We start from the raw sequence: 26,309 nt of genomic DNA, 5'->3' as shown, positions 1-26,309 counted from the left end.
GCCCCCGAGAGATTGGGGGCTTTTTTTGATGTAATCTCCACAAAAACAGTCTTGCCAGATATCCTGATCTCACACACGGCAGCTTTGCCCCCTACCGTTAGATACAAAATCTCCCTACTACGCATAAGTAGGGAATAGAATCATTACTATTTTTCACAAAAAAAAGTATCTTAACGACAATTTAACAGTTATCGAAAGAACAATAAAAGACTTATTAATTATGTACAAAATTGAACAAAAAGATTTTGGGTACTACCTCACTTTTAGTGGCTTTATCAAAAAAGAAGAAATGGAAGAGTGGTACAAAGAATCTCTAGCCTTGCTAGAAAAAGCCCCTGCTCATTTCGGTGTGTTTGCAGACCTGAGAGACATGAAACCCCTCCCTGCAGAAAGCCAGAGCGTCATGGAAGAAGGCCAAAAGAACTACAAACAAAAAGGGATGGTGCGATCTGTCGTCGTATTAAGTAGTTCGATTCCTACCATGCAGTTCAAAAGGATCGCAAAAACTACGGGAATCTACCAATGGGAAAGATACATAGATGCTTCTAACAACAAAGACTGGGAAGCAACTGGTATCAACTGGATCAAAGACGAGATCGACCCAGATGCAAAATAATTCATTAAAGAGTCAGCATATTGCCATTATAGGAGCTGGCGTATCGGGTATCTCGGCAGCAAGAGTTTGGCAAAAATGCGGCTATTCAGTCACAATATATGAGGCCTCCGACCAAATCGGAGGCCAATGGAACATGACCTACCCGGGTGTCCGGCTGCAAAATACCGCCCCGCAATACCAGTTCTCCGATTTCCCCTGGCCATTTACTCCTGATCGTCACCCGACTGGGGAGCAAGTCTTGAAATACATGCATGCTGCGGTTGCAGCATATGGTATTGAGGTCAAGCTCAATCACAAAGTGACCCAAATGGTCAAGCAGGATATCGGTTGGCAATTGACTTTTGAAAACGGAACGCAAGGGGATTTTGCCTATGTCATGATAGCGACAGGCCAATACCCTGGAGGAGACAAAAAGCATAAGCCTCGTTTTGAAAATATCGATTCATACCGAGGAGAGGTCGTTACCAACATCAATTCCAAAGAAGTCTTCAAGGACAAGCATGTGGCCGTCGTAGGGTTTGGCAAGACGGCTCTCGATTTTGCAGCATGGAGCGGCGCAGTAGCCCAAAGCACGCAGCACATCTTTAGGACACCAAGATGGACCATCCCGGATCATTTATTAGGGATTGACTACACTCGGCCTTTTTTCTCTCGCTTTGGCAGTGACATGATGCCGTCTTGGTGCCATAGCTCCTTGATCCAAAACTTGCTTCACAAGAAACTGACCTTTGTGGTCAAGTCTTTTTGGGGCTTTATAGCTACGCTCTTTCAGTATCAGCACCGAAAAGATGCAAAGTTAGGCACACTTGACCCAAGCGTATTGGACTTGGTTTTCCCTCCCAAATCACAGTTTGTTCCGGATTTGAGAAGTGCCTCGGCAGTAGCTCCGAATCACTACTATGAATACGTCGCACACCAGCGCATCATCCCTTACCGAGGGGAGGTTGCTTCATTTTTTGAACATGGACTCATCTTATCCGATGGTCAAAAAATAGAAGCCGACATGGTATGTATCTGTTGCGGCAATGAGGCACCTACCAACGGTTTCTTACCCGAAACGTACGCACAGTACCTCCGAGTACATGGAGGGCCGTCACTCTATCGCCATCAGATAGACCCTCGGATTCCTGATCTGGGATTTGCGGGGTACAATCATGGGTTTATGCACATCGCACTATGTGAGATGGGTACGCTATGGCAAATAGCCGCACATCAAAAAGACCTCCAGTTGCCTTCAGAGACAGAAATGCTCGCCTCTGCTCAGCGCGTTTCCCAGTGGAAGATAGCGCACTCCTCCTATGAGTCTACATTCAACATCGCTGTGAGCACGAGGTATCAGCAACATCTAGATATTCTGCTTCAAGACTTGGGCATCTCTCAATGGAGAAAGCTCCCCAATGTACCTGCCGAAATATTCGCGCGCTACGACCCTACCGACTACAAAGGAGTCGTAGAAGAGTATTTGGCAAAAAGTGCAAAGAGAAAAGCCAAAGGCCAAGTCAAACATGTCATGCCAGTCGATGCTTAGATCTAGTTTATGCCTGTCATGTAGCTTAGCTCATCAGTCATGAATAATCTTATCCCTGTATCTATATCGTAGCTGTCATATAGATCTGGGGATAAGGTACTCTTAGTATCAATGCTTTGACTATACTGGGAAGTAAAAATAGATAAAGGTGAAATATGGCAATCTGAAGAGACAAAAGCCTATTTACTAATCTCGACTTATCATTTTCTGGGTGTACAAGTCGTTTTTAGAGGACATGAGCAAGGCAAGAAAAAGAGACTTTCAATGACGACCTAGCAGGAACATCATCATATAAAACCCTATTGGATATAGATAAGTTTTCAATATTTTAAATCGAGAAAGACATCCTTCCAAACGCACCACTAACATTGATATCTTTATTAGCAGTGGAACTATGATAAACAGGTTAATTCTAAATAGATTTTCATTTTGATTGGTTCAATACTATTAATCGTGCGATTGCACTATCACTAAATTTAGTGATAAGATTTGGTAATTACCCCCCCTATAAATAGTGGTATTTGCCTGTCTCCTCATCTTTTTTTTACCGAACAATTGATTTGTATAGTGATGACTATATTCTTGCGTTTTAAACAACAAATAAAGAAATGAATAAAACAATACAGAAAATAGCAATCATAGGTTTGCTATTTATTTCAGTTAGTTGTAGTAATGACGAGGTTCTACTACAAGAAGATATCCAACAAATAAAGCCTATGGATATCGAACTACTCGAATCATCAATTAATGATAATGATGGTATAGAGCAAGGTAGATTATTAGCAACGGAGACTTCAACGTTTTGGTCTCCTTCTGATAACCCGAATGATCCAAATTCATCATATTTTTATCTCGAAGGGGATCAAGTGATAGAAAAGAAAGGGGGTGAAACCGTTGTGACTTTTTCAGTTTATTTTCAAGGTATAGATTTCCTATATATATATGATGATTCTCGTGATCTTAGTATGGCTTTACCGACATGGAAACCTAATGATAAAGCTAGTGTTTGGTTTTTGCATGATGATTTTGGAGAATGGGTGGAATGGAAATCATATATATATGAAGTAGATCCATGCGAAAATGATACAGAAGCGCCTATTTTTAATCGTGAATGTGAATATAGAACTGGTTTATTTGGTGGTTGGTCTTGTGAAGTTGTACTTGTATACACAGAATTCCCGACGTATGTAAAAAGCGAGGCATCCAATTTAGCAACACTAAAACTTCTCTTTGATTTGACTGATAATTGTGACAATGGACTTACAGTTATAGAGCAGACGCCAGCTCCCGGTACAGCAATAACCAAGGCTGGTGTCAATTATATTGATTATAAAATTTCAGACAGCAGTGGCAATATTCTTGAGGTTACGATGCTTTATGATTACCGTCAGTACCAGCCTGGAGTCCCGTTTTAAGAATTGGTGAATTTTTTCATGAATTTGTGTACCTCTAGTCCTGAATAAACGATACAGTTTTTAAGGATATAAAATATTAGATAGCATCGGGATCTAATTCGATGCTATCCAATATTTTATAGTTTCTGATTTTGATGAGATTTTGTTGGTGCGTAAAAACAGGACTGTTGCATATAGCAACACCCGACGTATACAAGAGACGAAACTTCCAATTTGGCACTAAAACTTCTCTTTGATTTGACTGATATTGATTATAAAATTTCAAACAGTAGTAGAAATATTCTTGAATTTATGATTATCAGTAATGACTGGAAAGAAAAAGGCACTTAGTAGGTGCCTTTTTCTTTCTTAACTCTCAAAAGACTGCTCCTCTAGTCATAGCGTCCGCTCGATTTAAAGATAACTGATTTCAATTGTTGCTTCTCGCCTCTATTTTCCTGGTATTTACAATGCGATGGACAAGGATATGAATTGATGAAATGTTAGACAAAAACACAGCCTTACCTATCCACTTCGCCCATGACGATATCAATGGAGCCAATGATGGCGACCAAGTCAGCGATCATGTGTCCACGTGTGATATCTGCCAGTACGGAGAGATTGGAGAAGCTACAAGCTCTGGCCTTGCAGCGCACAGGGATGTCGGATCGACCGTCTGTACGGAAGAAAAAGCCCAGTTCTCCTTTTGGGTTTTCAGAACGGACGTAGAAGTCCTGCGATTTGGGTCTGATCTTCTTGGGCACTGCCGCTCTCGGATCAAAATCTTTGGTGCGCTTGTGCGCTTTGGTGAGCTGCTCTAGGCTCTGCTCGATGATCTTGACAGATTCTTTGACCTCCTGTACTCTGACGAAGGTTCGGTCCCAACAGTCTCCCACTTGTCCCATGGCTCCTGTACCTACGGGAATATCAAAGTCTAGCTCCGGATAGACCGAGTAGCCGTCGACACGACGCAAGTCGTACTTCAATCCCGAACCACGTAGTACGGGGCCTGTTGCCCCATAGCTAATGGCTAGGTTGCGAGGCAATACGCCGACGTTGGCGGTACGCTCTACGAATATCTTGTTGTTGATGAGGACATCATCCAATTCTTTGAGTTTGGGTTTCAGGTAACTGATGAACTCGATGCATTTCTCCTCGAACCCTACAGGTAGATCGTAAAACAAGCCCCCTACCCAGATGTAGTTGTAGAGCATACGTGCTCCACTGATCCACTCCAGCATACGCAGGATGTGCTCCCGATCACGCATTACCCACAAGAAGGGGGTAAACGCTCCAATATCCAGTCCATAAGTACCTATCGCCACAAAATGCGATGCGATGCGGTTGAGCTCCGCGACCAGTACACGGATGTACTCTACCCGCTTTGGAATATCGTTTTCTATGCCGAGCATTCGCTCCGCTCCCATCACAAAGGCATGTTCTGAATTCATCGCAGCGACATAGTCCATGCGGTCTACGAAGGGTAGCCCTTGGTTGAAAGGTACCGACTCGGTGTGCTTCTCAAAGCATCGGTGCAGGTAGCCCATGTGCGGCACCACATCCACGACGATCTCTCCATCGGTGACGACCTCCAGTCGCAATACACCATGTGTAGAAGGGTGCTGTGGCCCGATGTTGATGATCATTTCCTCACGAGTCAGGTCTGCCTCGGTGTATTTGTTGGGAGCAGACTCGTTGAGGTTTTCTGGACGGTATTTGTATTCTATGGCTTGGCTCATGATGGATCCTCCTCCTCTCTGATGGTTTTCATGCCTCGGTATTCTTCGGGCTCTACATAGTCTTTGCGCATGGGGTGTCCTTGCCAGTCTCCTGGCATCAGGATTCTCCTCAAGTCGGGGTGCCCGACGAATTGTACCCCGAATAGATCATAGGCCTCCCTTTCGTGCCAATCGGCTGTTTTCCAGAGCTCGGTCATCGAGTCTATTTCTGGTTTGTCTCTATCAAGGGTCACTTTGAGCATGAGGGATTGCTCCAGTGGGATCGAGTACAGGTTGTAGACGACCTCCATGGTATTGATCTCTGGCCCATTGTCGATGGCTGTGAGGCAAGAGAGCATATCGAAATACGACTGGTCATTGTCACGGAGATAGAGACACACATCCTTGATGTAGTCTGGCGCGATGAGCAGTGCCTTGGGCGTTGCATTTTCGTCCACACCGATCACAGCTGCTTCGCCGATACGATCCTGTACGAGGGTTTTGAATTCAGCTATTTCCATTAGTCTAGATTTTCTACGATTTCGCGCAGGCCTTCTGGCTCTCTCAAGGTTTCATTTTCTATTTTCTCTCGGAGCTTCAATATCCCTCCGATCAGTGCCTCGGGTCTTGGAGGACATCCAGGCACGTAGACATCTACTGGGATGATTTTGTCGACTCCTTTGACGACATGGTAGCCATGCTCCCAGTAGGGACCTCCACAGTTAGAGCAAGAGCCCATCGAGATCACATAGCGTGGTTCGGCCATTTGCTCGTAGAGTCGTCTGACTCGGTCGGCCATCTTGTAGGTCACCGTACCTGCTACGATCATCACATCGGACTGTCTAGGACTGGCACGTGGGATCACGCCGTAGCGATCCAAGTCATAGCCCGACGCATAGGCCCCCATCATCTCGATCGCACAACAAGCCAAGCCAAAGCCCATAGGCCAGATACTGGACAGTCGTGCCCAATTGGTGATATCTTCGAGGCTGCTGATGACTACCCCGCCGTTGTTGAATTTTTGATCGAGTAAACCTTTCATTTCTTTTTTAGATATTAGATGCTAAATGTTAGACATTAGACTTTGGGAATACTAGAATGTACATGTTCTGTCTCAATCTAGTCTCTGGAGTCTAACACATATCCACGCTATTGGTATTTTGTATTCAATTGATCATAGAGGCTTTCTGGGACTTTGCTCTCTACGTCGGTGACTTTCACATCTGGCTTTTCCCATTCGAGAAACCCCTTGCCCCAGACATAGGCTAGACCCAATGCTAAAATCAGTATAAACAGTGACATCTCGACGAATGCGAGCATTCCCCATTTGCCTTGCGTGAGGGCATTGAGTCCTTCGTCCCCAAAGACGATCGCCCAAGGAAACAAAAACAACAACTCTGTCTCAAACAACACAAACACCAGTGCAATCACATAGAATCGGATGTTGAACTTACCCCAAGCCGTGCCCGTCGGGTCCTCTCCACACTCGTAGGTGGTCAGTTTCTCCTCGTTGGGTCTGCGAGGTCTGAGTACCCAGCTCGTCACTAGTGACCCCATGATGGCCACAAAGCCCCCCACGGCGAACAATAGTATGATTTGGTAGTTAGTTAGTTCCATTGTCATTTGTATTTCGTGAAGTTAACGAAGACCTCTACGGTGAGTTGGTCTAAGCCCATATATTCCAGATCAATTGTCTCTGGACTACCCCTTCACTAAATTATACCATTTATACAAAAAGAGGCTAACCCAAACCGAGCTAGCCTCTTTATTTTATCTATGCTCCTTAGAGTGCAGCCAGTGACTCGTTGAGTGTTGCACTTGGTCTCATGGCTTTTGATGCCAAGTTGACGTTGGGCTGGAAGTATCCGCCGATGTCTTCTGGCTTGCCCTGTGCGCCGATCAACTCTTCGTTGATTTTCGCTTCGTTTTCTGTCAAGGCTTTGGCCAGTCCCGCAAAGCGTGCTTTCAACTCAGCGTCTTTGTCCTGAGCGGCCAATTCTTGTGCCCAATACATCGCCAAGTAGAAGTGTGACCCTCTGTTGTCGATACCGCCTACCTTACGCGCAGGAGACTTGTCATTGTCCAAGAACAACCCAGTCGCTGCATCTAGTGCTTCTGCCAAAACTTTGGCCTTGGGGTTGTCAAAAGTCTCCGAAAGGTGCTCCAACGAAACCGCGAGTGCCAAGAACTCACCCAAAGAATCCCATCTCAAGTATCCCTCTTCGTTGAACTGCTGTACGTGCTTCGGTGCTGATCCACCTGCACCTGTCTCGAACAATCCACCACCGTTCATCAACGGCACGATAGAGAGCATCTTCGCCGACGTACCCAATTCCAAAATCGGGAACAAATCTGTCAAGTAATCTCTCAGTACGTTACCCGTCACAGAGATCGTATCTTCCCCTTTCAACGTTCTCTCTAGAGAGAAATTCGTCGCATCTACTGGTGCGAGGATTCGGATATCCAAACCTGCCGTATCGTGATCTTTTAGGTAAGTATTCACCTTAGCGATGATTTGTGCGTCATGCGCTCTGTTCTCATCCAACCAGAATACTGCAGGCACGCCTGTCGCTTTCGCTCTGTTCACGGCTAGCTTCACCCAGTCCTGGATCGGCGCATCTTTCACCTGACACATTCTGAATACATCGCCTGCTTCGACGGTCTGCTCTAGCAATACTGTACCCGCTTTGTCAATCACCTGTACCGTACCTGCTTCCGCCAATTGGAAGGTTTTGTCATGTGACCCGTACTCTTCGGCCTTTTGTGCCATCAAACCGACGTTGGACACAGAACCCATCGTAGATGGATTGAATGCGCCGTTTTTCTTACAGAAGTCGATCGTAGCTTGGAACACACCCGCATAACATCTGTCTGGAATGACCGCTTTGGTATCTTGCTGATCTCCTGCTTTGTTCCACATCTGGCCTGACGTACGAATCATCGCTGGCATAGATGCATCGATGATGACATCAGACGGCACGTGTAGGTTGGTGATTCCTTTGTCAGAGTTGACCATCGCTAGGTCAGGGCTGTCGGTGTACACTGCCTCGATGGCCGCTTTTACTTCCGCTTCTTTCGCATGTCCAGCGATTTTGGCATAGACATCACCGATACCGTTGGTAGCAGTCACACCCAGCTCTGCGAAGAGCTCTGCATATTTTTCGAATACGTCTTTGTAGAATACTTCTACTACTGCGCCGAAGATGATGGGGTCAGATACCTTCATCATTGTCGCTTTCATGTGTAGCGAAAACAAGACACCTTTCGCTTTCGCGTCTGCAATCTCACCTGCTACCCATGACTTCAGTGTGTTGATGCTCATCACTGAACAATCGATCACTTCGCCAGCCAACAAAGGCGCAAATCCTTTCAATTCCTCACCGTTGAAAACGATTTTGAATTCGGTAGCTTCTGCTACGGTCGTAGACTTCTCAGAACCATAAAAATCGCTATTTGGCATAGACGCGACGTGTGTTGCTGAATCAGCGGCCCAAGCGCCCATTCTGTGTGGGTTTTTCTTGGCGTAGTTTTTTACAGCCTTGGGTGCTCTACGATCAGAGTTCCCTTCTCTCAATACAGGGTTCACTGCGCTACCGAGTACTTTGGCATATTTCGCTTTGATTTCTTTTTCTTCGTCCGTCTTAGGCTCAGACGGATAGTTAGGCAACTTATAGCCCTGCGCTTGCAGCTCTTTGATGGCTGCTTGTAGCTGCGGAATAGAAGCTGAGATGTTGGGCAATTTGATGATGTTCGCCTCTGGCTGCTTGGCCAAGTCACCGAGCTCTGCCAGTGCATCACCTATTTTTTGATCATCAGTCAAGTAGTCAGAGAGGTTGGCGATGATACGACCTGCCAAGGAAATGTCTCTGGTCTCAACCTCCACGCCAGCCGCTGAAGTAAAAGCTGAAACGATAGGCAAAAATGAATAAGTAGCCAAAGCAGGCGCTTCGTCCGTCTTGGTGTAAATGATCTTAGATTTTGTCATATTTTTAAAACTGCTTGGTAGCGGTGTAGCCCGCGTGTTTTACTGAATAAATAGTCTTGGTCAATCGAGGGAATGAGGATTCCAAAACGGGGTTTCGGCATTCGTCCACAAAGCCTTCTTTTGAGAGGGCGAATTTAGTAAATCTTAGCGTAATGGCTTATTGATTGAATGGATAAAGAAGTAACCCTCCTGATTAATGAACGATTTGCAAGAAATCATTCATAAGATTACAAAAACGGCAAGCCCCTTTTTAAAAGACTGGTCAAAAACCACTGGTTCTAACCAAGTTTATTTCATAAAAAACTTGGTCATTATTGCGTAATGGAAACCCAATATTTATATTGATAAGCCATTCACCTGATGTGCTAGATTAAGTTATTCGTTACGGTTAAAATTCTTCCATGCTAAACTTTATAAGATCCAGAACGAATAAAAAAGGTCAGACCTCCCATTTCTCTTTCTTTTCTTTCTTTATCGGCAGTCTGATGTCCATATCCTTGCTCGTGTTATTTGAAACGATGATGCACTATCGGCAACAGCAACATCAAAAAAGTCTCGACATAAGAACACTCTCTCTTGGGAAAGAATTAATTCCTAGACTCGACCGTGAGCTCAACAAAGTCGCCTACCTCTCTATGGGGATAGAAGCTTATCTCAAAGTTTACCACCAAGAAATAAACACGGAAAAACTTCAAGGAGTATTAACAGAAACATGGAAACAATCTCCGTTCATACGGAGTTTGGGACTATCACGAGGTACTGTGATCCAATACGTAGCTCCCATAGAAGGCAATGAAGAAGCCATAGGCATGGACTATCGAAAAAATCCAGAGCAATGGCCTGACATCAACCAAATAATCCAAACTGGAGAAGGCTTACTCTTAGGCCCTGTCAGTCTCGTTCAGGGAGGAGAGTCTTTTATCTACCGAAAACCAATCTATACCAACGGTGAGCTATGGGGCATCCTATCCACTGTGGTAGAAATCTCACCCTTTTTTAACGCCGCCTTTACAGAGCTCACCTCCAAAGGCTATGAAGTGGCCATTCGTCGGTTGCACAAAAACGCTTATATCAGCCTGTACGGTGACCCTCAGCTTTTCGAACAAAACAATGCGCTCAAACTACAGACGAACTTCATCAACCAGGGATGGGAATACGCCATTTCATCCCCCGACGACCAAGAGGAGTTTGCTACGTTTAGTTTCTGGCTATGGCTAGGACGCAGCCTATGGATTGTTCTAGGGGTTGCCATCATCTATACACTGCAAGTCTCGACAGCTAACCGTATTCATGTCCGAAAACATGAACTACTTGCCAAAAACATATCCGATGTAATATGGGTTTACAATGTTGCTCAGAGAAGATTCACCTATGTGAGCCCATCCATACAAACCCATGCTGGTTACAACACCCAAGAGACACTAGGCCTGACATTAGGACAGACTCTGACTCCTGAGTCCAAACAAATCATTGAAAAAAGGCTAAATGAAAGCGTAGCACGGTTTACTCAAACCAAGAACAATCAACCTCTACTACTTGAACTACAACAAAAAACAAAACTAGGAAAAGTGATCTGGATAGAGGTTTCTTGTAATTTCAGTTTCAACAACCAAAATGAAATCATGATTACAGGTATCACTAGAAACATCGATGATCGAAAAAAAACAGAATTGGAATTGGCTCGAAACGAACTAAAGCTAGCCAAACTCAATGCAACAAAAGACGACTTTTTCTCCATCATAGGACATGACCTTAAAAGCCCATTCAACTCCCTGACCAGCACTTTGGATTTCTTAATTGCCAATGATACTACTCTAAGTGAAGCGGACAGACTCAAGTTTCTAACTATGTGTCGAGAAAGCACTTTTCAGGCTACTAAACTCCTAGAGAATCTTTTGACTTGGGCACGCTCACAAACTGGAGACATCACCTTTGAACAAGAAAGCATAGACCTCAACCATAGCATCTTGGACAGCATCAAACTACTTGCCGTCACTGCAAACAACAAATCTATAAAGGTCAACTATCACCCAACAGAACTACCCCCCGTATTGGCTGACCAGCAGATGGTGGATACTATTTTAAGGAACTTGATTTCCAATGCTTTGAAATTCACTCCTAGGGGAGGAGAAACATCAGTACAGTGCAAACTGCAGGATGACTTCATTCATGTCTCAATCAGCGACACAGGCGTAGGGATTGACGAAAAAACGATTCCAGACCTATTTCAGGTCAACAAGAAGGTTAGCACCAAAGGGACTGAAAACGAGTCAGGCACAGGACTCGGACTGGTACTATGCAAAGCGTTCGTAGAAAAAAACGGTGGACACATCTACGTTAACAGTACCCTCAATCAAGGGAGCAATTTCACTTTCACACTACCAATTTATCAAGGTTAACTAGACTTTTCTTCTTTCACCTTTTTTAGCTCCTCTATACGAGGGATTAAAGCTTCTGCCTCGGCATGCTTTGCATCGCTCTTTGTCCGGTCTTGCGTGGAAAGGGCATGTGCTTGTTTCATCAGTTCGTTGTATTGTGCACTAAGCTGCTCCAGCTCCGTTTTTTTCTTAAATAATCCAAACATATCGTTTCTGGTTTCTAACTTATGGAACACAAAAAAGGCTGCACATGGCAGCCTTTTTACATTTCTTTACTTATTCTCGAACTCCTTTACTGTTTTGATGATGATGTCACAGCACTCATCCAACTGCTCTTCGGTCATCACCAATGGAGGTGCAAACCGAATGATGTTGCCATGCGTCGGTTTAGCGAGCAAACCATTATCCTTCAGCGCGACACAGATATCCCATGCCGTAGAGCTTTCTTCCGAATCATTGATCACGATGGCGTTGAGCAGCCCTTTCCCTCTCACGAGAGACACTAACTTACTCTCCTCTATGTAGGTATTCAATCGCTTTCTAAATTTGATCCCGAGCTTCTCTGCATTGGCGGCTAGTTTTTCTTCCTGTACCACATCCAAGGCAGCCATTGCCACCATCGAAGCGACCGGGTTGCCGCCAAAAGTAGAGCCATGCTGTCCTGGCTTGATTACGCCCATGATATCATCATTGGCCAAAACGACAGACACAGGATACACCCCACCAGAGATCGCCTTACCGAGAATCAATACGTCTGGCTTGACCTCCTCATGGTCACATGCCAACAGACGACCTGTACGCGCGATACCTGTTTGCACTTCGTCTGCTACAAATAGCACATTCGCTTCCTTACACGCTTCGCTAGCCGCCTGCAAGAATCCTTCGTCTGGGACAAAAACACCCGCTTCGCCCTGAATCGGCTCCATGAGTAGCCCTGCTACATTAGGGTCTTTGAGCGCCTCTTTGAGTGCCTCTATGTCGTTGTATGGTATCTTGATAAAGCCTGCCGTGTATGGCCCAAAGTTCTTCTGTGCATCAGGATCATTAGAAAACGAAATGATAGTCGTCGTACGTCCGTGAAAGTTGTTTTCGCACACGATGATTTTGGCCTCATTCTCTGGAATACCTTTCACTTCATAAGCCCACTTACGCGTCAACTTGATGGCTGTCTCTACAGCCTCGGCACCAGTATTCATAGGCAGCACCTTATCAAAGCCAAAGTAATCGGTGATATACTTCTCATATTCCCCTAAAGTGTCGTTGTAAAACGCCCTAGAGGTTAACGTTAATTTTTTCGCTTGTTCAGTAAGTGCCCCGACGATTTTGGGGTGACAGTGACCTTGGTTGACGGCAGAGTATGCGGATAGAAAATCATAGTATTTCTTTCCCTCCACATCCCAAACATAGACGCCTTCTCCCTTGGACAACACCACTGGCAGTGGGTGATAATTATGCGCTCCATACTTATCTTCCAAGGCGATAGCCTGCTCACTTGTCATTTCATTTACCATCGTTCGTGTATTTAAATAATAAAAAAGAGTTCCTATACAGAACTCCATTAGATTCGTCCAAAATTACGAAAAGGAAATCTAAATCACATCCCCTTTGTCAGACAAAGAAACAGGCAACCCTCCTAGCCCTCTATCTCCCGAAGACTACTACTTCAACGCATCGGGACTCATGGTATTCACCAAAGAATACCACCTCAAACGTGGCTACTGCTGCAAAAATGGCTGCAAGCACTGTCCGTATGGGTTTAAAAAGTAAGGCTCTTAAGCCCAAGAAACAAGACGCTAAAATTTAAGCCCTTAGAAAATAACTCATTCAAAATCAGTAAAATACATCAACCACTCTCTTGGCACTGTCAGCTAGATACCTTATCCTTGACATACTAGGCTTATAACCAGCTCCTACCTCTCAAACCTCTTGAAGGAGTGCTTGGTAGATAATCAAAACACTAGTATTCAGGATGGAATTAGATACTATCATTATTGGGTCTGGAGCAGGTGGACTTGCCTCTGCTATTTGTCTTTCGCGTGCAGATCAGCGGGTCATGGTACTGGAACAACACGACATACCTGGAGGCTGGTGTCATAGCTTTTACTTGAATGGCTACCGGTTCACGCCGGGTGTTCATTACATAGGCCTACTCGGCAAAGGCGAATCAACCAGCGAGTTGTACGAAGGATTAGGGATTGCCAATGACTTGGTGTTTTTTAGAATGAACCCTGCTGCCTATGAGCATTGCTGGATTGGCGATGAGCGTGTCGACATACCTGCTGGCTTTGACGAATTGAATCAAGCCCTATCGAAGCGTTTCCCTCACGAAAAAAAGCGCATTCTCAAATACCTCACTACGGTTCGTAATGTCAGCCGACAACTACAACTCATCCCCAAGATGAGTGGCTTTTGGGACAACGTCACCATCGCTTGGCGCACAAGACACCTCGGTAAATACGGACTCTTTAGCCTCAAAAAAGTACTGGACTGGCATATCAAAGACCCCCTGCTCAAAAAAGTACTGAACGTACAATGTGGTGATCATGGCCTGCCTCCTGCCAAGGCCAGTTTCCCTTTGCATTGTGCGGTCATGGATCATTACTTCAGTGGGGGATTTTATCCCATGGGTGGTGGTGGAGCGATTGTCAAAGCCATGACGAAAGTCATCAAACAAAATGGCGGTGAAATACGAACCAGTCAAAGTGTGAAAAGCATCTTGATCGAAGGAGATACGAAAAAGCGTGCCGTAGGTGTCGAACTAGAAAACGGAGAGAAGATATACGCCAAGCGAATCATTTCGAACGCTGACCCTAGTGTGACCTACCTTGACATGGTCGGCAAAGACAATCTCAGCCCTAAATTATTGGAGAGACTAGACAAGACAAAGTACTCGTGCACCTCACTCATGCTGTTTCTCACCGTGGACATGGATGTACGCAAGGCAGGTCTCGACTCTGGCAACATCTGGATGATGGCTGACAAGGATACGGACGAACTATTTGCTGAGATGATGAAAGTCGATATTGCGGAGGGAGACGAATTCCCAGGGATGTTTATCAGTTGTACCACACTCAAAGACCCTCCAAGTTTTGATGGCAGGTATCATACGCTCGAAGTGGTCACCTATATCAACCGGGAGTCATTTAATCACCTAAATGAAGAAGAGAACGAACGATCAGAAGCGTACCAGCAATTCAAAGAGCGCTTAGCCAAAAAGATCATCACCAGCCTCGAAAAAGTATTGCCTGGCGTCACCAACAAGATCGTGCAGCAAGAACTAGGCACACCGATGACCAATGAGTATTACATCAACGCTACGAACGGTAGCGTCTATGGCACAGAAAAGAGCTTCAAGCAAACAGGCCCCTTTGCCTACAAAGCGGAGAGCGAAATCGAAAACTTGTACCTCTGTGGTGCCAGTATCATTTCGCATGGTGTGGCAGGTGCGGCCTACTCTGGCGTACAAACAGCCGCCAAAATCCTCAACTGTAGACAGGAAGACCTCATCCAATCGAGTCACGCACAAAACGTGCGTATCTACGATGCAGAAGATGACACTGAGTACCCAGACTGGATGCTACAAAAGATGAAAGTCAAACGAGCGAGAGCTGGATCAGGTCTCAAAACGGTACAGTCTTAGTTTGTCTTAAAACTGCGTGATTTTATGAATCTGACCTGAGATCCGACAGGTAGCTTTCAGCGTATTATAAATCGTCCCGAAACTCTCAATGTTCTTTTTGAGCAAATCAAGGTTGATATGATCGTCTTGACTATAGATTTTCAATTCATAGGTGATCGCATCCATTCTGGGAGGTTTGTCCAGCCGTGTAGCCTCTACGCTGATCTCTGCCTTCTCATATTCAAACTTAAGTATCGAAGAGAACCGCTCCACATTCTTGAGAACGCAGGCCGCCAAAGAACAAAGAAACAGTTCCGCAGGATTGGCTAGGCTGTCAGCTGTCGCTGCTGTCGTCCCAAACTTGATTTCAGAATCCTTGATGAGGCTCACTGCATCATGATCTGCTAAAGCCTCCGCTTTGATAGAATAATTCATTTTGCTGTTGTTTATGGTTATGCCATACACTTTCAGTTTAGCACTTAGCAAAACAAAATCCGCTAGTGGATTTTGCGACCCTCAAATAGGGCAAGAGCTAACCAAACCGCCTTACCCACAATGCACTATACAGCGTGTTGTGGTCAGTTATTTTTTATTTTCTGAATCTAATTATGAATTCAGCAATACCTAGGTTTACTATCCAACCTAACCATGAAACTATCTGATAAGTATCCATTGGAGGTAGGGCAAAAGTGCCAACAATAATCCATTTGAACAATCTCAGGCTTATAGCAGATAAGGTGAGAGCGTAGCTGCGATATATAAAGTTTTTGTGTAAAGTCCATTTTTTTGCTCGAGCATATTTATAAGCCATTAGAGAAAAGTAAATCCATAGAATAGATAGAAGACAAAAAGATATTTGAGAATAGATTCCTCCATTGGCATGATAACCCATCACAAGCCCTGATGGTCCTGCAAGGATTACGATAGTTCCAATATAGAACTTACCAATGCTTCGATGCAGTCTTGGGTACCTTTTTCGAATTGTATTTGAGAACTGAAAAAAGCCAATTAAGAGAGTGAAAATGCTGCTATAAACATGAATAAAGAATGCAAGTCGATAATATGGTAGTTCAATTTCATTTTGTTTAATGCCTAAAAATGCCGCTTTAAAATCAATAGGAATATATTGAATAGTAATCAATATCATTAAATAACTGAAATAGCCCAATAAGCCGTATAACAGTATTTTTAATATAATTTTTCGGTTAGTTACAACCCCAAACATATTCATCTTGGTCATAATCAACATTGGTATAGCTATAATGCCACCATTCAAATGGATAAAAGCTGAAACCCGCTTCTGTCATTATACTTTTCAGAAGGATTCTATTGTAGTTTGCCAAAGAGTCTAACCTGTCATATGAATGATGAGACCTTTCAGAAAAATCATCAAAATCTCCACCAAAATCTAGAATGTTACCTGATGAATCAGTCAATGCTATATCAACAGCTAAACCTTTATTATGCATAGAACCTCCTTCTTTTGGTTCTGCTACATATCTGGGATCTTGTACAATATCAAACATTTTTTGCTGGTAGATTGCTGGGCGATAACAGTCAAACAAGATTAGTCTTAGCCCTTTGGTTTTAGCTATTCTCTTTGCCACGAATAATGCTTTTGCTGCTTCAGGCCTCAGAAAGCAACGAGCACAAGGGTAGATTTTTTGGCCAATAAAATTGCTAGAATCTGCATAGGCCAAACTTTCATAGACATCATCGTTCTTGAAAATTATTTCCGTCCACAACGAATCGTTAAAGTCAATAATTTGATTAATAGGTATTGTGTCTTGATCGTTTAGAATTAGAGAATCTGTTGAGGATGTTTCAGGAGAAGTAAAACAACTTAATAGCAGACTAACCCCTACCGAAATAATCATAATACTCTTTAGCATTTTTCTCATATCGTAATAGAAGTTGGATATTCTTTTTTTCAATTTCAGTAAAATCCTGCTTTATATCAGCATGCACTGGGATATACCAATCTTGAGCGTCAAAGAACACTCGTAAAGGTCTATTCTTGAATGAATAACCATGTCGAGCATAAATCGTATTTCTTATTACTACCAAATCACTATTGGTTAAGTTTTCTACGTCTTCTTTTGTAAGTTCTTTGTTAGAAGCGTTTATCTCGTATATTTTTTCAGTGGATGATGCATATTCTCTTTTAACCCATTCATAAACTTGTTCATCTGGAGTTCCTTCATCATAAATTTCAATTTGAGTCCCATGGTCGATGAATTTGTCCCAATTTCCATATCGACCGGCTCTCTCCAACATAATATCCTTATCATATTTATATGACATTTGGTTAAGTTTATATTCTCGTTTAGGAATTTCAATATTTTCATATGCGGTCCAAACTCCAATTAAATGGTCATTTACAATTTCAAAAGTAAATTGTCCATCATATTTATCATCTCCTGGTTCTTTTACAATGCATTTTTTCCCTTTATCAGTTAATTGAATTTTGCCATAAAAAGGCCTGTGATTACCTGCTACAACACTATGCCCTACGATAGAATCTTCAATTACTTCATCAATTGAGATACTAATTTTATTTCTTCGTCCCCAGTATAAACCTTCATCCGCGAATACATGCTTGCCCTCCATTTCGATATCCTTATGGGGGTTGAAAAAGCCAACCCAATAGGTGTTTGAATTAGTGTCTACTTTTTCGTTCGAAAATGTTATTTCTTCATATGCATTATTGTCTTTTTCCTCCTTGATGTCTGAGCTAATAGATTCTATTCTGTCTGTTTGAATTGAATCGAAGTTTGTGCCTTCTTCAACAACTGTTTGAGCATTCTCATCTTTGATTTGGCTTGTGCAGCTGAAAGAAAAAAATAAAGCTAGAAGAATCAGTTTGTAAAGTTTCATATAAAAGGTTTGGTTATTGGTATTGGCTACAACGCCTCTGTATCAAGCGTGGCGTGTGATTTAGTTTAAGTTTCGGCTACAAGATAGCCAAATCTCTGATTTGCGCTATCCCTTTTTGATACCATAGTGCTAATCTGAGATATGGCGGGGCTTCCAGAATGCATAGCACATTCGCAAACAGCTGAACCGCCATGATTTGATTACAGCATGTTAGCTACTTTTTTTCTTATCCAAGGGCCGAAATATGATAATAAGATATACAGAAGAATTACAGGTATAAGAATGAAAAATATAAGTTGACTGAACCGATTATGTGGAGATTGATAGTTGTTAATAAATTCTTTTTGAATTTCAATTATTTCTTCCATATTCTTAATTTCAGCCAAATAATTCTCATTGATAGCTTTTTGAAGTTTGTCTTGTTCGGATTGATGTTCGTCTAACTCGGACCGTATGGAATCTATTTTTTGATAATTGAGAACCAGTATTGAGTCTCTTTCAGCATTTATCAACTTAATTAGAAATTGTTTAGATTTTTGCCTCGATAGTATAACTCTATTGCTATCAATCAAATAAAGTGATTTTGTTTTATTTTTTAATGAATCATTTAACCACGTTAAATGAGCTGTCTTGGTACTTATTTGATTAATAACGTCTTTATAGTATTGAGTTTGGTTATTGAATTTTTTGTGCCATTCAGGGTCAACATCTCCTTTTAGAGCTTCATTTTCTTTTTGAAGCATTTGAAGTTGGCTTTGTAGTACAACAATTTCTTTGTCATTACTGAATATAAAGTATGTCGTCAGAATTGCCACAATCGCAATAATTGTATTAGTAACATTCCAATTAATATTAAATCTGTTTTTACTCATGAATTATAGCTAACATTTCGCTATACGCAATTGCGTATATATATTATTGGTGTCAAGCTAATCTAGTGGGTTTTGAATGTTTTTCATAGCGTTATCAGCAACATGTGTATAAAGCTCCCTAGCGCCTACCGTGTCGGGACACTGCTTTTCGTTTCGATGGTTTTAAGTCACTCTGCGGAAGACCTAAAACGACAGACAGCCAAGATGCACACTATTCATTTTACACACTTAGGAACTACGGCTACCGACACCTCGTCAATCATTGATTTACTTAAGAATACCCTTTCCCTAGCTTAGCGACAAGCAAGCGGGGCTTTAAGATCAAAGTACAGCCTATATATACCCAAATCTAGGTAGTAGATCAAAGGCTCTTCTTTTTCATCTTTCAGAACACTTTGAGGAAAGTAATAAAAGTTCGGGTTTCTGCTTGCGCAAGCAGAAGGTCTACCTTGGGCAAGCAGACAGTTGAGCTTGCGCAAGGCCAGAACTGAGGTGACGTCTGTACAACCTAGTCCAAACAATAACCCCCATCCTCGGCTATCAAGGATGGGGGCTAGGTCATATTATCATAAAGTAGAAACCTACTCCTTCAGCACCATATCGATACACATCACTGCACCCAAGATCAATAGACGCATGGGGTGGTTTTCTGTGACTTTCTCATCTATATGTAGGATATAATTGTCCGCTGTGGTGAACAATTCTTTGCCCAATCCATCCCATTTTTTACTGACTGAAGCGAACTCTACTTGGTCCTTGATGAATTTAAAATCCCAACTCGTCCACTTTCCTTTGAGTGTACAGAGTACGTTATCATTGGCATCCAGCACATCAAACTTCCCGCCTATGGAGAAGAATTTTTGTTTGAACTTCCCGACCAAATTATCATTTTCATCCAGTACTTCGACATCAGACAAAAAGATCGAGATGCCTCTTTTGACCGTAAGGACTTTTTCTCCTGAGGTCGTTTTGATCTCTACATTGAAAGGAGTCATTCGCTTGTAATCCGTAAAGCGTAACATTTTGGTCAAAAAGCCCAACTTCTCTTCACGACAAGTCATGATCATTTCCTGATTGTCAGGATTGTAAATATCGTAGTTGTTCGACGCTTTGAACATCCCCACATGCTCCTTCACAAAGAACAGGTTACGATTTAATATTGAATTCATATTGATAGGTTTTTGTTATATCGAGTACCACATTTGTTTAGTATAGGTATCATTTTATTACTTCCATTCGACTTGGATTCATCCTAGTAGGAAAAAAATCTGTCACGTAGACCCTGTCATTTTTCTCTTCTATGTAGTACACTATTTTTAGTTCGAATTGCTTTGTTTCTTTGTAGAGGATAAACCTGAAGTTATGAGGTAGATTCGATAAATGTTCTTCTATCCTACCACGAAATGGCTTAGAAGATAAGGTCGCAGCTGTATTCAATATACGTTCGTCGATTTCAGTAGCTCGAGCAACACTAAAATTCTCAAACAAATAGGGCAACACACTGTACTGGTAGCGATCTCGAGCGGTTTTGGCAATGACTACTTCGTATTTCCCTTGATCCATTCCTTATTTTCACGCCTCATCTCATGAATAGAAACAACATCTCTTCGCTCTATGGCCTCCATGGATTCGAGCGTTCTCGTTTCCATCTCTGCCTGAGTGATCAACTGATCCATCCGCTGCAATGTGGAGGTGTCCTGCACCTTCATCAACCGCTCTATTATTCCCAACTTCAGTGTTTCTGCTTTCATAGCATTCTTATTCATGGACGTGTATCGTAAATCTAACGAATTCATTTCTGATTCGACCAAATGATGCCTCATCAATTCTCAAAGCACTTACTTACAGTATCCTCAGCTTGGCAAAGCTCAGCAACAGGGTCTTCTCTCCAGCCTTCTCGAACGTGATATGGGCTTTCTTATTGGCGCCTTGAATCTCTATCTTGGTCACCTTTCCAAAGCCAAACTTCGGGTGTTCGACCTTGTCTCCCTCTGCCAGTTTAGACGTGTTGCTTGGTTTGAAATCGGCAGACGGCTTGTGCACGACAGCCTGATTAACAGGCTTGCGAACCGGTTGCGTTGTATTCCCGATGAAGTTCTTCGCATAGTCACCCGCAGGTGAGCTAGGCGCACTAAATTTGAGATTCATCTTGAGAAAATCTTTGTCTATCTCCTCTAGAAAGCGGCTCGGTTCGCAGGTTTTGAGTCTACCAAAACGATAGCGTGTCAGCGCATAACTCATGTAGAGTTTCTTCTCAGCACGGGTGATGGCCACATAAAACAAGCGTCGCTCCTCCTCTAGATCCTGCCTAGAACTGATCATCATCTGTGACGGAAACAAATCCTCTTCCATCCCGACGACAAAGACGTTCTTGAACTCCAGTCCCTTGGACGAATGTATCGTCATCAGGGTCACATAGTCTTTGTCTTCATCCTTGTCATTGTCTGCGTCCGTCAGCAGTGCAATCTCTTGCAGGAAAGATGCCATGGATTTATCCTCGGACTCCGGGTTGTCGACGAACTCCTTGATCCCATTCAAGAGTTCCTGTACGTTTTCGTAGCGGTTGCGTCCTTCTATGGTTTTGTCATCGTAGAGTTCCTTGAGCAGACCAGAGTTTTTGGCGATATGCGAAGCTGCCTCGAAAGCGTCTTTCTTCGCCACGGTCAACTTAAAGCTCTTGATCATCGTCACGAAATCATTGACTGCAGAGGCAGCCCGACCTCCCAGTATCTGCGTAGCGTTCTCTAGAGCCGTCCACAGATCTGCATTGTTTTCGGCCGCTGCTACGATCAATTTCTCGACTGAGGCAGCACCAATCCCACGTTTGGGCGTATTGATGATACGACGCAGTGCCTGTTCGTCGTTTTGGTTGACAGAGAATCGCACATAGCCCAAGATATCTTTGATTTCCTTTCGCTGATAGAAAGACAACCCGCCCACTATCTTGTACTTGATGTTGTTGCGGCGCAGCGCCTCCTCCAGTGCTCTGGATTGGCTATTGGTCCGGTATAGGATCGCAAAATCCGAGTTGTGATAGTGGTCTTGGTTTTTGGACTCAAAGATGGCCGAAGCGACGAGTTTGCCTTCCTCATTGTCGGTCGTGGCTTTGATCAGGTCGATCAGCGAGCCTTCATCATTGTCAGTCCAGACACTCTTTCGCAGCTGGTTCTTGTTCTTGCCTATGATAGAGTTGGCTGCTCCTACGATGGTCTTAGACGATCGGTAGTTTTGCTCCAGCTTGATGATATTCAGCTCTGGATAGTCCTTCTCAAAGTTGAGGATGTTTTGGATATCCGCTCCACGAAAGGCGTAGATACTCTGTGCATCATCTCCCACGACACAGATGTTTCGGCGAACTGCTGCGAGCTTTTTAGTAATCAGGTACTGCGAGATATTGGTATCCTGAAACTCATCGACCATCACGTACTTGAAACGCTGCTGGTACTTGTTGAGCACATCGACGTGATCCCTGAAGAGCACGTTGGTATTGAAGAGCAAGTCATCAAAGTCCATGGCATCCGCCTTGAAGCATCGCTTGACGTACTCCTTGTATATCTTACCCATCTCAGGCTTACCGTTTTCGGTATCGTCTGCCAGATAGATAGGGTTGTTGGTGTATTCTTGCCATGAGACCAGACGGTTTTTGGCACTAGAGATGCGGTTGAGTACCACATTGGGTTTGTAGAGTTTATCATCCAACCCATAGTACTTGACGATATTCTTGATCAGGGATTTAGAATCATCCGAGTCGTAAATGGTAAAGTGACTAGGATAGCCGAGCTTATCCGCTTCAGAGCGCAAGATTCTTGAAAACACGGAGTGAAAAGTCCCCATCCAAAGGTTACGTGCATCAGTCCCTACCAACTCTTCGATACGATGACGCATCTCCTTAGCAGCTTTGTTGGTAAAGGTCAGCGAAAGGATAGAAAACGGGTCGACGTTCTTTTCTTTCAGCAAATGTGCAATTCGATAGGTCAGTACTCGGGTCTTACCCGATCCAGCTCCTGCAATGATCATCGTAGGGCCTTCGGTCTTCAGTACTGCTTCTCGCTGAGGTGGGTTTAGTATTTCTAGATAATTCTCTTCCATGGATTGTTTACGCCTTACCTTCTTCTATCTCTTGCTCTAATTTTCCATACCATTCTGTCCCGTACTTCCTTACCAATGGCTCTTTGAGGAATTTGTACACTGGCACTTTGAGCTGTTCGCCCAGATTGCATGCTGGGGCGCATATATCCCACTGGTCATAGTTGAGTGCATCGTAGTGGTCATATTTGGTGATGCGTATGGGATACAAATGACAAGAAATAGGTTTCTGCCAAGTAACCTTACCATCACGATAGGCTTGATCAATGGCGCATTTAAGGATATTCTTTTCATCGTAGATCGCGAAAGCACACTCTCGCCCATCGATCGTCGTAGTAGAATAATCTCCTTCTTCGTCTAGGATATATGCTCCTTCTTTCTCGATCACCTCCAGTCCTTCTTTGGACAAGTAAGGCTTCACTGCATCGATCACTTCCTCTATCAGCGGAAGCTCTTCTTCGTCCAAGGGAGCCCCTAGATCACCTTCTACACAGCATGCGCCTTTACATTTGTTGAGGTCACACACAAAATGCCTTTCCTTCAAATCATCTGAAAGAACCGCATTGTCCAATATTATCATAATGCCAATGGTTGAAAAAGAATCGAACTTATATAATTGAGCAGCACCTCACTAGGCGTTTTTAACGAGGTAGGTATCTACTTCTTCTAATATCTCTGAGGTCAGGGGTTTGGTAAACAGCTTTTGTACCTCGCGGTACTGATCTGCTAGTTCTGCATCTTGGTAGTACTGTGAAGAAGTCAAAACGAACAACTTAATTTTCTCCGCTTCCACAGCCGTCATCATCTTGCGATACTCGCGGATAAAATCCCAACCACTAATAGTCGGCATGTTGATATCCAATAAGATCACATCAGGTAGGTCCTCCGGATTGTCTTTGACACGTTCTTCTAGATAGGTCAATCCACGGGTCGAACTCGTGAGTGACTCTACAATGATCGCTGGATTATAATCTTTGATTACTTTGGTACAAATCAGATTGTTGATTTCATCATCGTCTATAATCAGTATTTTTACAGGCTTGTTCATTTACAATCTCGCGCTTTATTTATCTATGTTCTGAGCTGGTCTTGTTCCAAAACCCAAATATACATTATTGGGGTTTTTCTCTTTAACTTATCGAGCAAATCCAACCCAAACTATTTTAATTCGTCTTACTATCTACACCAAAGTCATTATCATGTTAAAAAAATTAATCAATTTTTCGTCAATAGTTGCTATCATCCTCCTATTATCTCAAACTTCTCTCGTCGCACAAGACAAACCGAGAGCCAGTCCTCCCCAAAAGACAAGTGCAGAAGTTAATGGCAAAACAATCACCATTAACTACAGTAGCCCATCCAAAAAAGACAGAGTCATCTGGGGCGATCTGGTCAAATACGACAAAGTCTGGAGAACTGGTGCCAATGAAGCTACTACGATAGAGGTCTCCGAGGATGTTAAAATCAATGGCAAAGCACTCAAAAAAGGAAAATACTCCCTATTCACTATCCCGAGAGAAGGCAAATGGACTGTCATCATCAACAGCAATGCCAACCAGTGGGGAGCCTATAGCTACAAAGAAGGCAAAGATGTTCTCCGGTTTGATGTCATGCCTACATCAGCAGCATTTTCCGAGTTGTTTACCATTGACGTTTCAGACCGAGGAGTCGTCACCATCGCGTGGGACAAACTCAAAGTTGAATTCACGGTAGAGTAACCTTCGAAATCAAATTACCACAAAAAGGGAAAGCCCTATCAGCTTAGTTTGGCTGATAGGGCTTTCCCTTTTTTATTAACCTCCACACGTCATCAATACGGATCACTGCCTGATTCGACAGTCAGGTTCGTTGTTGTTTCTTTATTAAATAACCATCTATTATGCGTCTTTGAGGCAATATTTAAAGGATTGGAATAATGATTATCGAATGCTCAATGTCGAATATTGATTTTCACTCCCAAAAATACCGACTAATCTATCAATACCCATACTTGCTCTTCCACTGAGAGCGAAGCTTTTTCCTCATTTCTTCTTCACGTGGGTTATGCCCTGGATCGAAAAGCTTAGTCCCTCTGATATCATCTGGCAAAAATTCGTGTTCTACAAAATTACCTTGATGATCATGAGCATACTGATAGCCTTTTCCATAGCCTAAGTCCTTCATCAGCTTGGTCGGTGCATTTCTGATATCTAGGGGGATCGGTAAATCCCCTGTCTGCTGCACCAACTGCTGGGCATGATTGATCGCCATGTATGCAGCATTGCTCTTCGCTGAGCAGGCCAGATAGGTCACACACTGAGACAAAATAATTCTCGCCTCAGGATACCCTATCACATTGACGGCCTGAAAAGCGTTATTAGCAATCACCAACGCTGTAGGGTTGGCATTGCCTATATCCTCGGACGCGAGTATCAACAGACGACGTGCGATGAACTTAACATCCTCCCCTCCTTCGATCATCCGAGCGAGATAATAGACTGCTGCATTTGGGTCGCTCCCACGGATCGATTTGATAAAGGCAGAAATAATATCGTAGTGCATCTCCCCGCTCTTGTCATACATAGCGGCTTTTTTCTGCGAGATCTCTATCACCAGATCATTGGTGATCACCTTCTTCTTCGTATCGATAGAGTCCAAGACCAGCTCCAACAGGTTGAGTAGTTTTCGTCCATCCCCTCCTGACAATCTCAGCAAGGCTTGATCCTCTTTGAGTTCTACTTTGATTTTGGAAAGTAGCTCGTCTGTTTTTAATGCCTTGTCTATGAGCTCTAAGAGTTCTTTCTTCCCCAGTGCGTTCAGTGTATAGGTTTGGCATCTAGATAAGAGTGCCGCATTGACTTCAAAACTTGGGTTTTCGGTGGTCGCACCGATCAACGTGATTTGTCCTTTTTCCACAGCAGCGAGTAGCGCGTCCTGTTGTGACTTATTGAACCGGTGAATCTCATCTATAAACAGGATAGACTTGGTGCCAAACTTAGCTTTCGCAATCACCTCTCGGATATCCTTCACACCTGCATTGATTGCAGAGAGCGCATAAAAAGGCATCTTAGCCGTATTGGCTATGATATTAGCAATCGTGGTTTTACCCACTCCCGGAGGCCCCCATAGGATCATGGACGGCACGATTCCAGAGCGCACTGCTCGGGTCAATATCCCCTTGAGATGCTCTTGCCCTACCAATTGTTCGAGCGTCACAGGACGCATGCGCTCTGCCAGCGGTGACTGATTCAACATAT

At 43.4% G+C, this 26,309-nt stretch carries 26 protein-coding genes; 7 read left to right on the top strand and 19 right to left on the bottom strand.

Annotation, left to right across the window (positions count from 1 at the left end):
• The first annotated feature begins 220 nt into the window (after nucleotides 1-220).
• From BGP76_RS19535 to BGP76_RS19525, 3 genes are all read left to right on the top strand, one after another.
• Nucleotides 221-616, top strand: coding sequence for a hypothetical protein (locus tag BGP76_RS19535; protein WP_073122727.1), 396 nt, complete (start codon nucleotides 221-223; stop codon nucleotides 614-616).
• Nucleotides 606-2,144 carry an NAD(P)/FAD-dependent oxidoreductase gene (locus BGP76_RS19530; protein WP_158584347.1) on the top strand — a complete coding sequence of 513 codons (1,539 nt, stop codon included), beginning with the start codon at nucleotides 606-608 and terminating at the stop codon, nucleotides 2,142-2,144. The genes BGP76_RS19535 and BGP76_RS19530 overlap by 11 nt, the downstream gene beginning before the upstream one ends.
• 608 nt (nucleotides 2,145-2,752) lie before the next feature.
• On the top strand, nucleotides 2,753-3,559 hold the full coding sequence (locus BGP76_RS19525; protein WP_119845904.1) for a hypothetical protein: 807 nt from the start codon (nucleotides 2,753-2,755) through the stop codon (nucleotides 3,557-3,559).
• Nucleotides 3,560-4,059: 500 nt separating this feature from the next.
• On the opposite strand, the gene BGP76_RS19520 is transcribed toward BGP76_RS19525, so the two are convergent.
• The 5 genes from BGP76_RS19520 to BGP76_RS19500 form a co-directional block, all read right to left on the bottom strand.
• Nucleotides 4,060-5,277: an NADH-quinone oxidoreductase subunit D gene (locus tag BGP76_RS19520; protein WP_119845903.1), complete on the bottom strand. Its 1,218-nt coding sequence runs from the start codon at nucleotides 5,275-5,277 to the stop codon at nucleotides 4,060-4,062.
• Nucleotides 5,274-5,777, bottom strand: coding sequence for an NADH-quinone oxidoreductase subunit C (locus BGP76_RS19515; RefSeq protein ID WP_119845902.1), 504 nt, complete (start codon nucleotides 5,775-5,777; stop codon nucleotides 5,274-5,276). The genes BGP76_RS19520 and BGP76_RS19515 overlap by 4 nt, the downstream gene beginning before the upstream one ends.
• Nucleotides 5,777-6,298, bottom strand: coding sequence for an NADH-quinone oxidoreductase subunit NuoB (gene nuoB, locus BGP76_RS19510; RefSeq protein ID WP_099599776.1), 522 nt, complete (start codon nucleotides 6,296-6,298; stop codon nucleotides 5,777-5,779). Before nuoB ends, BGP76_RS19515 begins: the two co-directional genes overlap by 1 nt.
• A 107-nt stretch (nucleotides 6,299-6,405) precedes the next feature.
• Nucleotides 6,406-6,873 carry an NADH-quinone oxidoreductase subunit A gene (locus BGP76_RS19505; protein ID WP_099599777.1) on the bottom strand — a complete coding sequence of 156 codons (468 nt, stop codon included), beginning with the start codon at nucleotides 6,871-6,873 and terminating at the stop codon, nucleotides 6,406-6,408.
• A gap of 166 nt (nucleotides 6,874-7,039) precedes the next feature.
• On the bottom strand, nucleotides 7,040-9,241 hold the full coding sequence (locus BGP76_RS19500; protein WP_119845901.1) for an NADP-dependent isocitrate dehydrogenase: 2,202 nt from the start codon (nucleotides 9,239-9,241) through the stop codon (nucleotides 7,040-7,042).
• A gap of 485 nt (nucleotides 9,242-9,726) precedes the next feature.
• Between BGP76_RS19500 and BGP76_RS19495 the strand changes: the two genes are divergently transcribed.
• The gene (locus tag BGP76_RS19495; RefSeq protein WP_158584346.1) at nucleotides 9,727-11,640 is read left to right on the top strand and encodes an ATP-binding protein; all 1,914 of its coding nucleotides are present in this window, start codon (nucleotides 9,727-9,729) and stop codon (nucleotides 11,638-11,640) included.
• Here BGP76_RS19495 and BGP76_RS19490 read toward each other — a convergent pair.
• Together BGP76_RS19490 and rocD are read right to left on the bottom strand one after the other, a co-directional pair.
• Nucleotides 11,637-11,825 (bottom strand): Lacal_2735 family protein, encoded by a 189-nt coding sequence (locus tag BGP76_RS19490; RefSeq protein WP_119845899.1) that lies wholly within the window; start codon nucleotides 11,823-11,825, stop codon nucleotides 11,637-11,639. The genes BGP76_RS19495 and BGP76_RS19490 overlap by 4 nt on opposite strands.
• 66 nt (nucleotides 11,826-11,891) lie before the next feature.
• The gene (rocD, locus tag BGP76_RS19485; RefSeq protein ID WP_185146859.1) at nucleotides 11,892-13,130 is read right to left on the bottom strand and encodes an ornithine--oxo-acid transaminase; all 1,239 of its coding nucleotides are present in this window, start codon (nucleotides 13,128-13,130) and stop codon (nucleotides 11,892-11,894) included.
• Between the two features lie 94 nt (nucleotides 13,131-13,224).
• Between rocD and BGP76_RS20370 the strand changes: the two genes are divergently transcribed.
• Nucleotides 13,225-13,386: a DUF5522 domain-containing protein gene (locus tag BGP76_RS20370; RefSeq protein ID WP_158584345.1), complete on the top strand. Its 162-nt coding sequence runs from the start codon at nucleotides 13,225-13,227 to the stop codon at nucleotides 13,384-13,386.
• A 202-nt stretch (nucleotides 13,387-13,588) separates the two neighbouring features.
• Complete coding sequence (locus BGP76_RS19480; RefSeq protein WP_119845897.1) at nucleotides 13,589-15,259, top strand: NAD(P)/FAD-dependent oxidoreductase; 1,671 nt, start codon at nucleotides 13,589-13,591, stop codon at nucleotides 15,257-15,259.
• Between the two features lie 6 nt (nucleotides 15,260-15,265).
• On the opposite strand, the gene BGP76_RS19475 is transcribed toward BGP76_RS19480, so the two are convergent.
• The 11 genes from BGP76_RS19475 to BGP76_RS19425 form a co-directional block, all read right to left on the bottom strand.
• On the bottom strand, nucleotides 15,266-15,673 hold the full coding sequence (locus BGP76_RS19475; protein ID WP_119845990.1) for an OsmC family protein: 408 nt from the start codon (nucleotides 15,671-15,673) through the stop codon (nucleotides 15,266-15,268).
• Nucleotides 15,674-15,827: 154 nt separating this feature from the next.
• A complete protein-coding gene (locus tag BGP76_RS19470) occupies nucleotides 15,828-16,478 on the bottom strand; it encodes a DUF2306 domain-containing protein (protein ID WP_221409911.1) in 651 nt (216 codons plus the stop codon).
• Nucleotides 16,444-17,139, bottom strand: coding sequence for a M15 family metallopeptidase (locus BGP76_RS19465; RefSeq protein ID WP_119845896.1), 696 nt, complete (start codon nucleotides 17,137-17,139; stop codon nucleotides 16,444-16,446). The genes BGP76_RS19470 and BGP76_RS19465 overlap by 35 nt, the downstream gene beginning before the upstream one ends.
• A complete protein-coding gene (locus BGP76_RS19460) occupies nucleotides 17,093-18,115 on the bottom strand; it encodes a YARHG domain-containing protein (RefSeq protein WP_119845895.1) in 1,023 nt (340 codons plus the stop codon). Before BGP76_RS19460 ends, BGP76_RS19465 begins: the two co-directional genes overlap by 47 nt.
• A 200-nt stretch (nucleotides 18,116-18,315) precedes the next feature.
• Nucleotides 18,316-18,987: a hypothetical protein gene (locus BGP76_RS19455; RefSeq protein ID WP_119845894.1), complete on the bottom strand. Its 672-nt coding sequence runs from the start codon at nucleotides 18,985-18,987 to the stop codon at nucleotides 18,316-18,318.
• Between the two features lie 581 nt (nucleotides 18,988-19,568).
• Nucleotides 19,569-20,156, bottom strand: a complete 588-nt coding sequence (locus tag BGP76_RS19450) for a phospholipid scramblase-related protein (RefSeq protein WP_073122741.1) — start codon at nucleotides 20,154-20,156, stop codon at nucleotides 19,569-19,571.
• Nucleotides 20,157-20,205: 49 nt separating this feature from the next.
• On the bottom strand, nucleotides 20,206-20,550 hold the full coding sequence (locus BGP76_RS19445; RefSeq protein WP_119845893.1) for a hypothetical protein: 345 nt from the start codon (nucleotides 20,548-20,550) through the stop codon (nucleotides 20,206-20,208).
• On the bottom strand, nucleotides 20,526-20,738 hold the full coding sequence (locus BGP76_RS19440) for a hypothetical protein (RefSeq protein WP_147407527.1): 213 nt from the start codon (nucleotides 20,736-20,738) through the stop codon (nucleotides 20,526-20,528). The genes BGP76_RS19445 and BGP76_RS19440 overlap by 25 nt, the downstream gene beginning before the upstream one ends.
• Nucleotides 20,739-20,829: 91 nt before the next feature.
• Nucleotides 20,830-23,076: an ATP-dependent helicase gene (locus BGP76_RS19435; RefSeq protein WP_073122742.1), complete on the bottom strand. Its 2,247-nt coding sequence runs from the start codon at nucleotides 23,074-23,076 to the stop codon at nucleotides 20,830-20,832.
• 7 nt (nucleotides 23,077-23,083) lie between these two features.
• Nucleotides 23,084-23,653 carry a DUF3109 family protein gene (locus tag BGP76_RS19430; RefSeq protein ID WP_073122743.1) on the bottom strand — a complete coding sequence of 190 codons (570 nt, stop codon included), beginning with the start codon at nucleotides 23,651-23,653 and terminating at the stop codon, nucleotides 23,084-23,086.
• Nucleotides 23,654-23,704: 51 nt separating this feature from the next.
• Nucleotides 23,705-24,121: a response regulator gene (locus tag BGP76_RS19425; RefSeq protein ID WP_084190527.1), complete on the bottom strand. Its 417-nt coding sequence runs from the start codon at nucleotides 24,119-24,121 to the stop codon at nucleotides 23,705-23,707.
• Between the two features lie 151 nt (nucleotides 24,122-24,272).
• Here BGP76_RS19425 and BGP76_RS19420 point away from each other — a divergent pair, with 151 nt between their 5' ends.
• A complete protein-coding gene (locus BGP76_RS19420) occupies nucleotides 24,273-24,791 on the top strand; it encodes a DUF2911 domain-containing protein (RefSeq protein ID WP_119845891.1) in 519 nt (172 codons plus the stop codon).
• A gap of 259 nt (nucleotides 24,792-25,050) precedes the next feature.
• Here BGP76_RS19420 and BGP76_RS19415 read toward each other — a convergent pair whose 3' ends face one another.
• Nucleotides 25,051-26,307, bottom strand: coding sequence for a replication-associated recombination protein A (locus BGP76_RS19415; protein ID WP_073122745.1), 1,257 nt, complete (start codon nucleotides 26,305-26,307; stop codon nucleotides 25,051-25,053).
• Nucleotides 26,308-26,309 lie beyond the last annotated feature (2 nt).

This window comes from Reichenbachiella sp. MSK19-1 (assembly GCF_003590315.1).
GTDB lineage: Bacteria > Bacteroidota > Bacteroidia > Cytophagales > Cyclobacteriaceae > Reichenbachiella > Reichenbachiella agariperforans.
This window is presented reverse-complemented; position numbering and strand designations above follow the sequence as displayed.

Coding starts and splice junctions, on each gene's coding strand:
- BGP76_RS19535 (WP_073122727.1), top strand. CDS start 221: ATGTACAAAATTGAACAAAAAGATTTTGGGTACTACCTCACTTTTAGT.
- BGP76_RS19530 (WP_158584347.1), top strand. CDS start 606: ATGCAAAATAATTCATTAAAGAGTCAGCATATTGCCATTATAGGAGCT.
- BGP76_RS19525 (WP_119845904.1), top strand. CDS start 2,753: ATGAATAAAACAATACAGAAAATAGCAATCATAGGTTTGCTATTTATT.
- BGP76_RS19520 (WP_119845903.1), bottom strand. CDS start 5,277: ATGAGCCAAGCCATAGAATACAAATACCGTCCAGAAAACCTCAACGAG.
- BGP76_RS19515 (WP_119845902.1), bottom strand. CDS start 5,777: ATGGAAATAGCTGAATTCAAAACCCTCGTACAGGATCGTATCGGCGAA.
- nuoB (WP_099599776.1), bottom strand. CDS start 6,298: ATGAAAGGTTTACTCGATCAAAAATTCAACAACGGCGGGGTAGTCATC.
- BGP76_RS19505 (WP_099599777.1), bottom strand. CDS start 6,873: ATGGAACTAACTAACTACCAAATCATACTATTGTTCGCCGTGGGGGGC.
- BGP76_RS19500 (WP_119845901.1), bottom strand. CDS start 9,241: ATGACAAAATCTAAGATCATTTACACCAAGACGGACGAAGCGCCTGCT.
- BGP76_RS19495 (WP_158584346.1), top strand. CDS start 9,727: ATGTCCATATCCTTGCTCGTGTTATTTGAAACGATGATGCACTATCGG.
- BGP76_RS19490 (WP_119845899.1), bottom strand. CDS start 11,825: ATGTTTGGATTATTTAAGAAAAAAACGGAGCTGGAGCAGCTTAGTGCA.
- rocD (WP_185146859.1), bottom strand. CDS start 13,130: ATGGTAAATGAAATGACAAGTGAGCAGGCTATCGCCTTGGAAGATAAG.
- BGP76_RS19480 (WP_119845897.1), top strand. CDS start 13,589: ATGGAATTAGATACTATCATTATTGGGTCTGGAGCAGGTGGACTTGCC.
- BGP76_RS19475 (WP_119845990.1), bottom strand. CDS start 15,673: ATGAATTATTCTATCAAAGCGGAGGCTTTAGCAGATCATGATGCAGTG.
- BGP76_RS19470 (WP_221409911.1), bottom strand. CDS start 16,478: ATGACCAAGATGAATATGTTTGGGGTTGTAACTAACCGAAAAATTATA.
- BGP76_RS19465 (WP_119845896.1), bottom strand. CDS start 17,139: ATGAGAAAAATGCTAAAGAGTATTATGATTATTTCGGTAGGGGTTAGT.
- BGP76_RS19460 (WP_119845895.1), bottom strand. CDS start 18,115: ATGAAACTTTACAAACTGATTCTTCTAGCTTTATTTTTTTCTTTCAGC.
- BGP76_RS19455 (WP_119845894.1), bottom strand. CDS start 18,987: ATGAGTAAAAACAGATTTAATATTAATTGGAATGTTACTAATACAATT.
- BGP76_RS19450 (WP_073122741.1), bottom strand. CDS start 20,156: ATGAATTCAATATTAAATCGTAACCTGTTCTTTGTGAAGGAGCATGTG.
- BGP76_RS19445 (WP_119845893.1), bottom strand. CDS start 20,550: ATGGATCAAGGGAAATACGAAGTAGTCATTGCCAAAACCGCTCGAGAT.
- BGP76_RS19440 (WP_147407527.1), bottom strand. CDS start 20,738: ATGAAAGCAGAAACACTGAAGTTGGGAATAATAGAGCGGTTGATGAAG.
- BGP76_RS19435 (WP_073122742.1), bottom strand. CDS start 23,076: ATGGAAGAGAATTATCTAGAAATACTAAACCCACCTCAGCGAGAAGCA.
- BGP76_RS19430 (WP_073122743.1), bottom strand. CDS start 23,653: ATGATAATATTGGACAATGCGGTTCTTTCAGATGATTTGAAGGAAAGG.
- BGP76_RS19425 (WP_084190527.1), bottom strand. CDS start 24,121: ATGAACAAGCCTGTAAAAATACTGATTATAGACGATGATGAAATCAAC.
- BGP76_RS19420 (WP_119845891.1), top strand. CDS start 24,273: ATGTTAAAAAAATTAATCAATTTTTCGTCAATAGTTGCTATCATCCTC.
- BGP76_RS19415 (WP_073122745.1), bottom strand. CDS start 26,307: ATGTTGAATCAGTCACCGCTGGCAGAGCGCATGCGTCCTGTGACGCTC.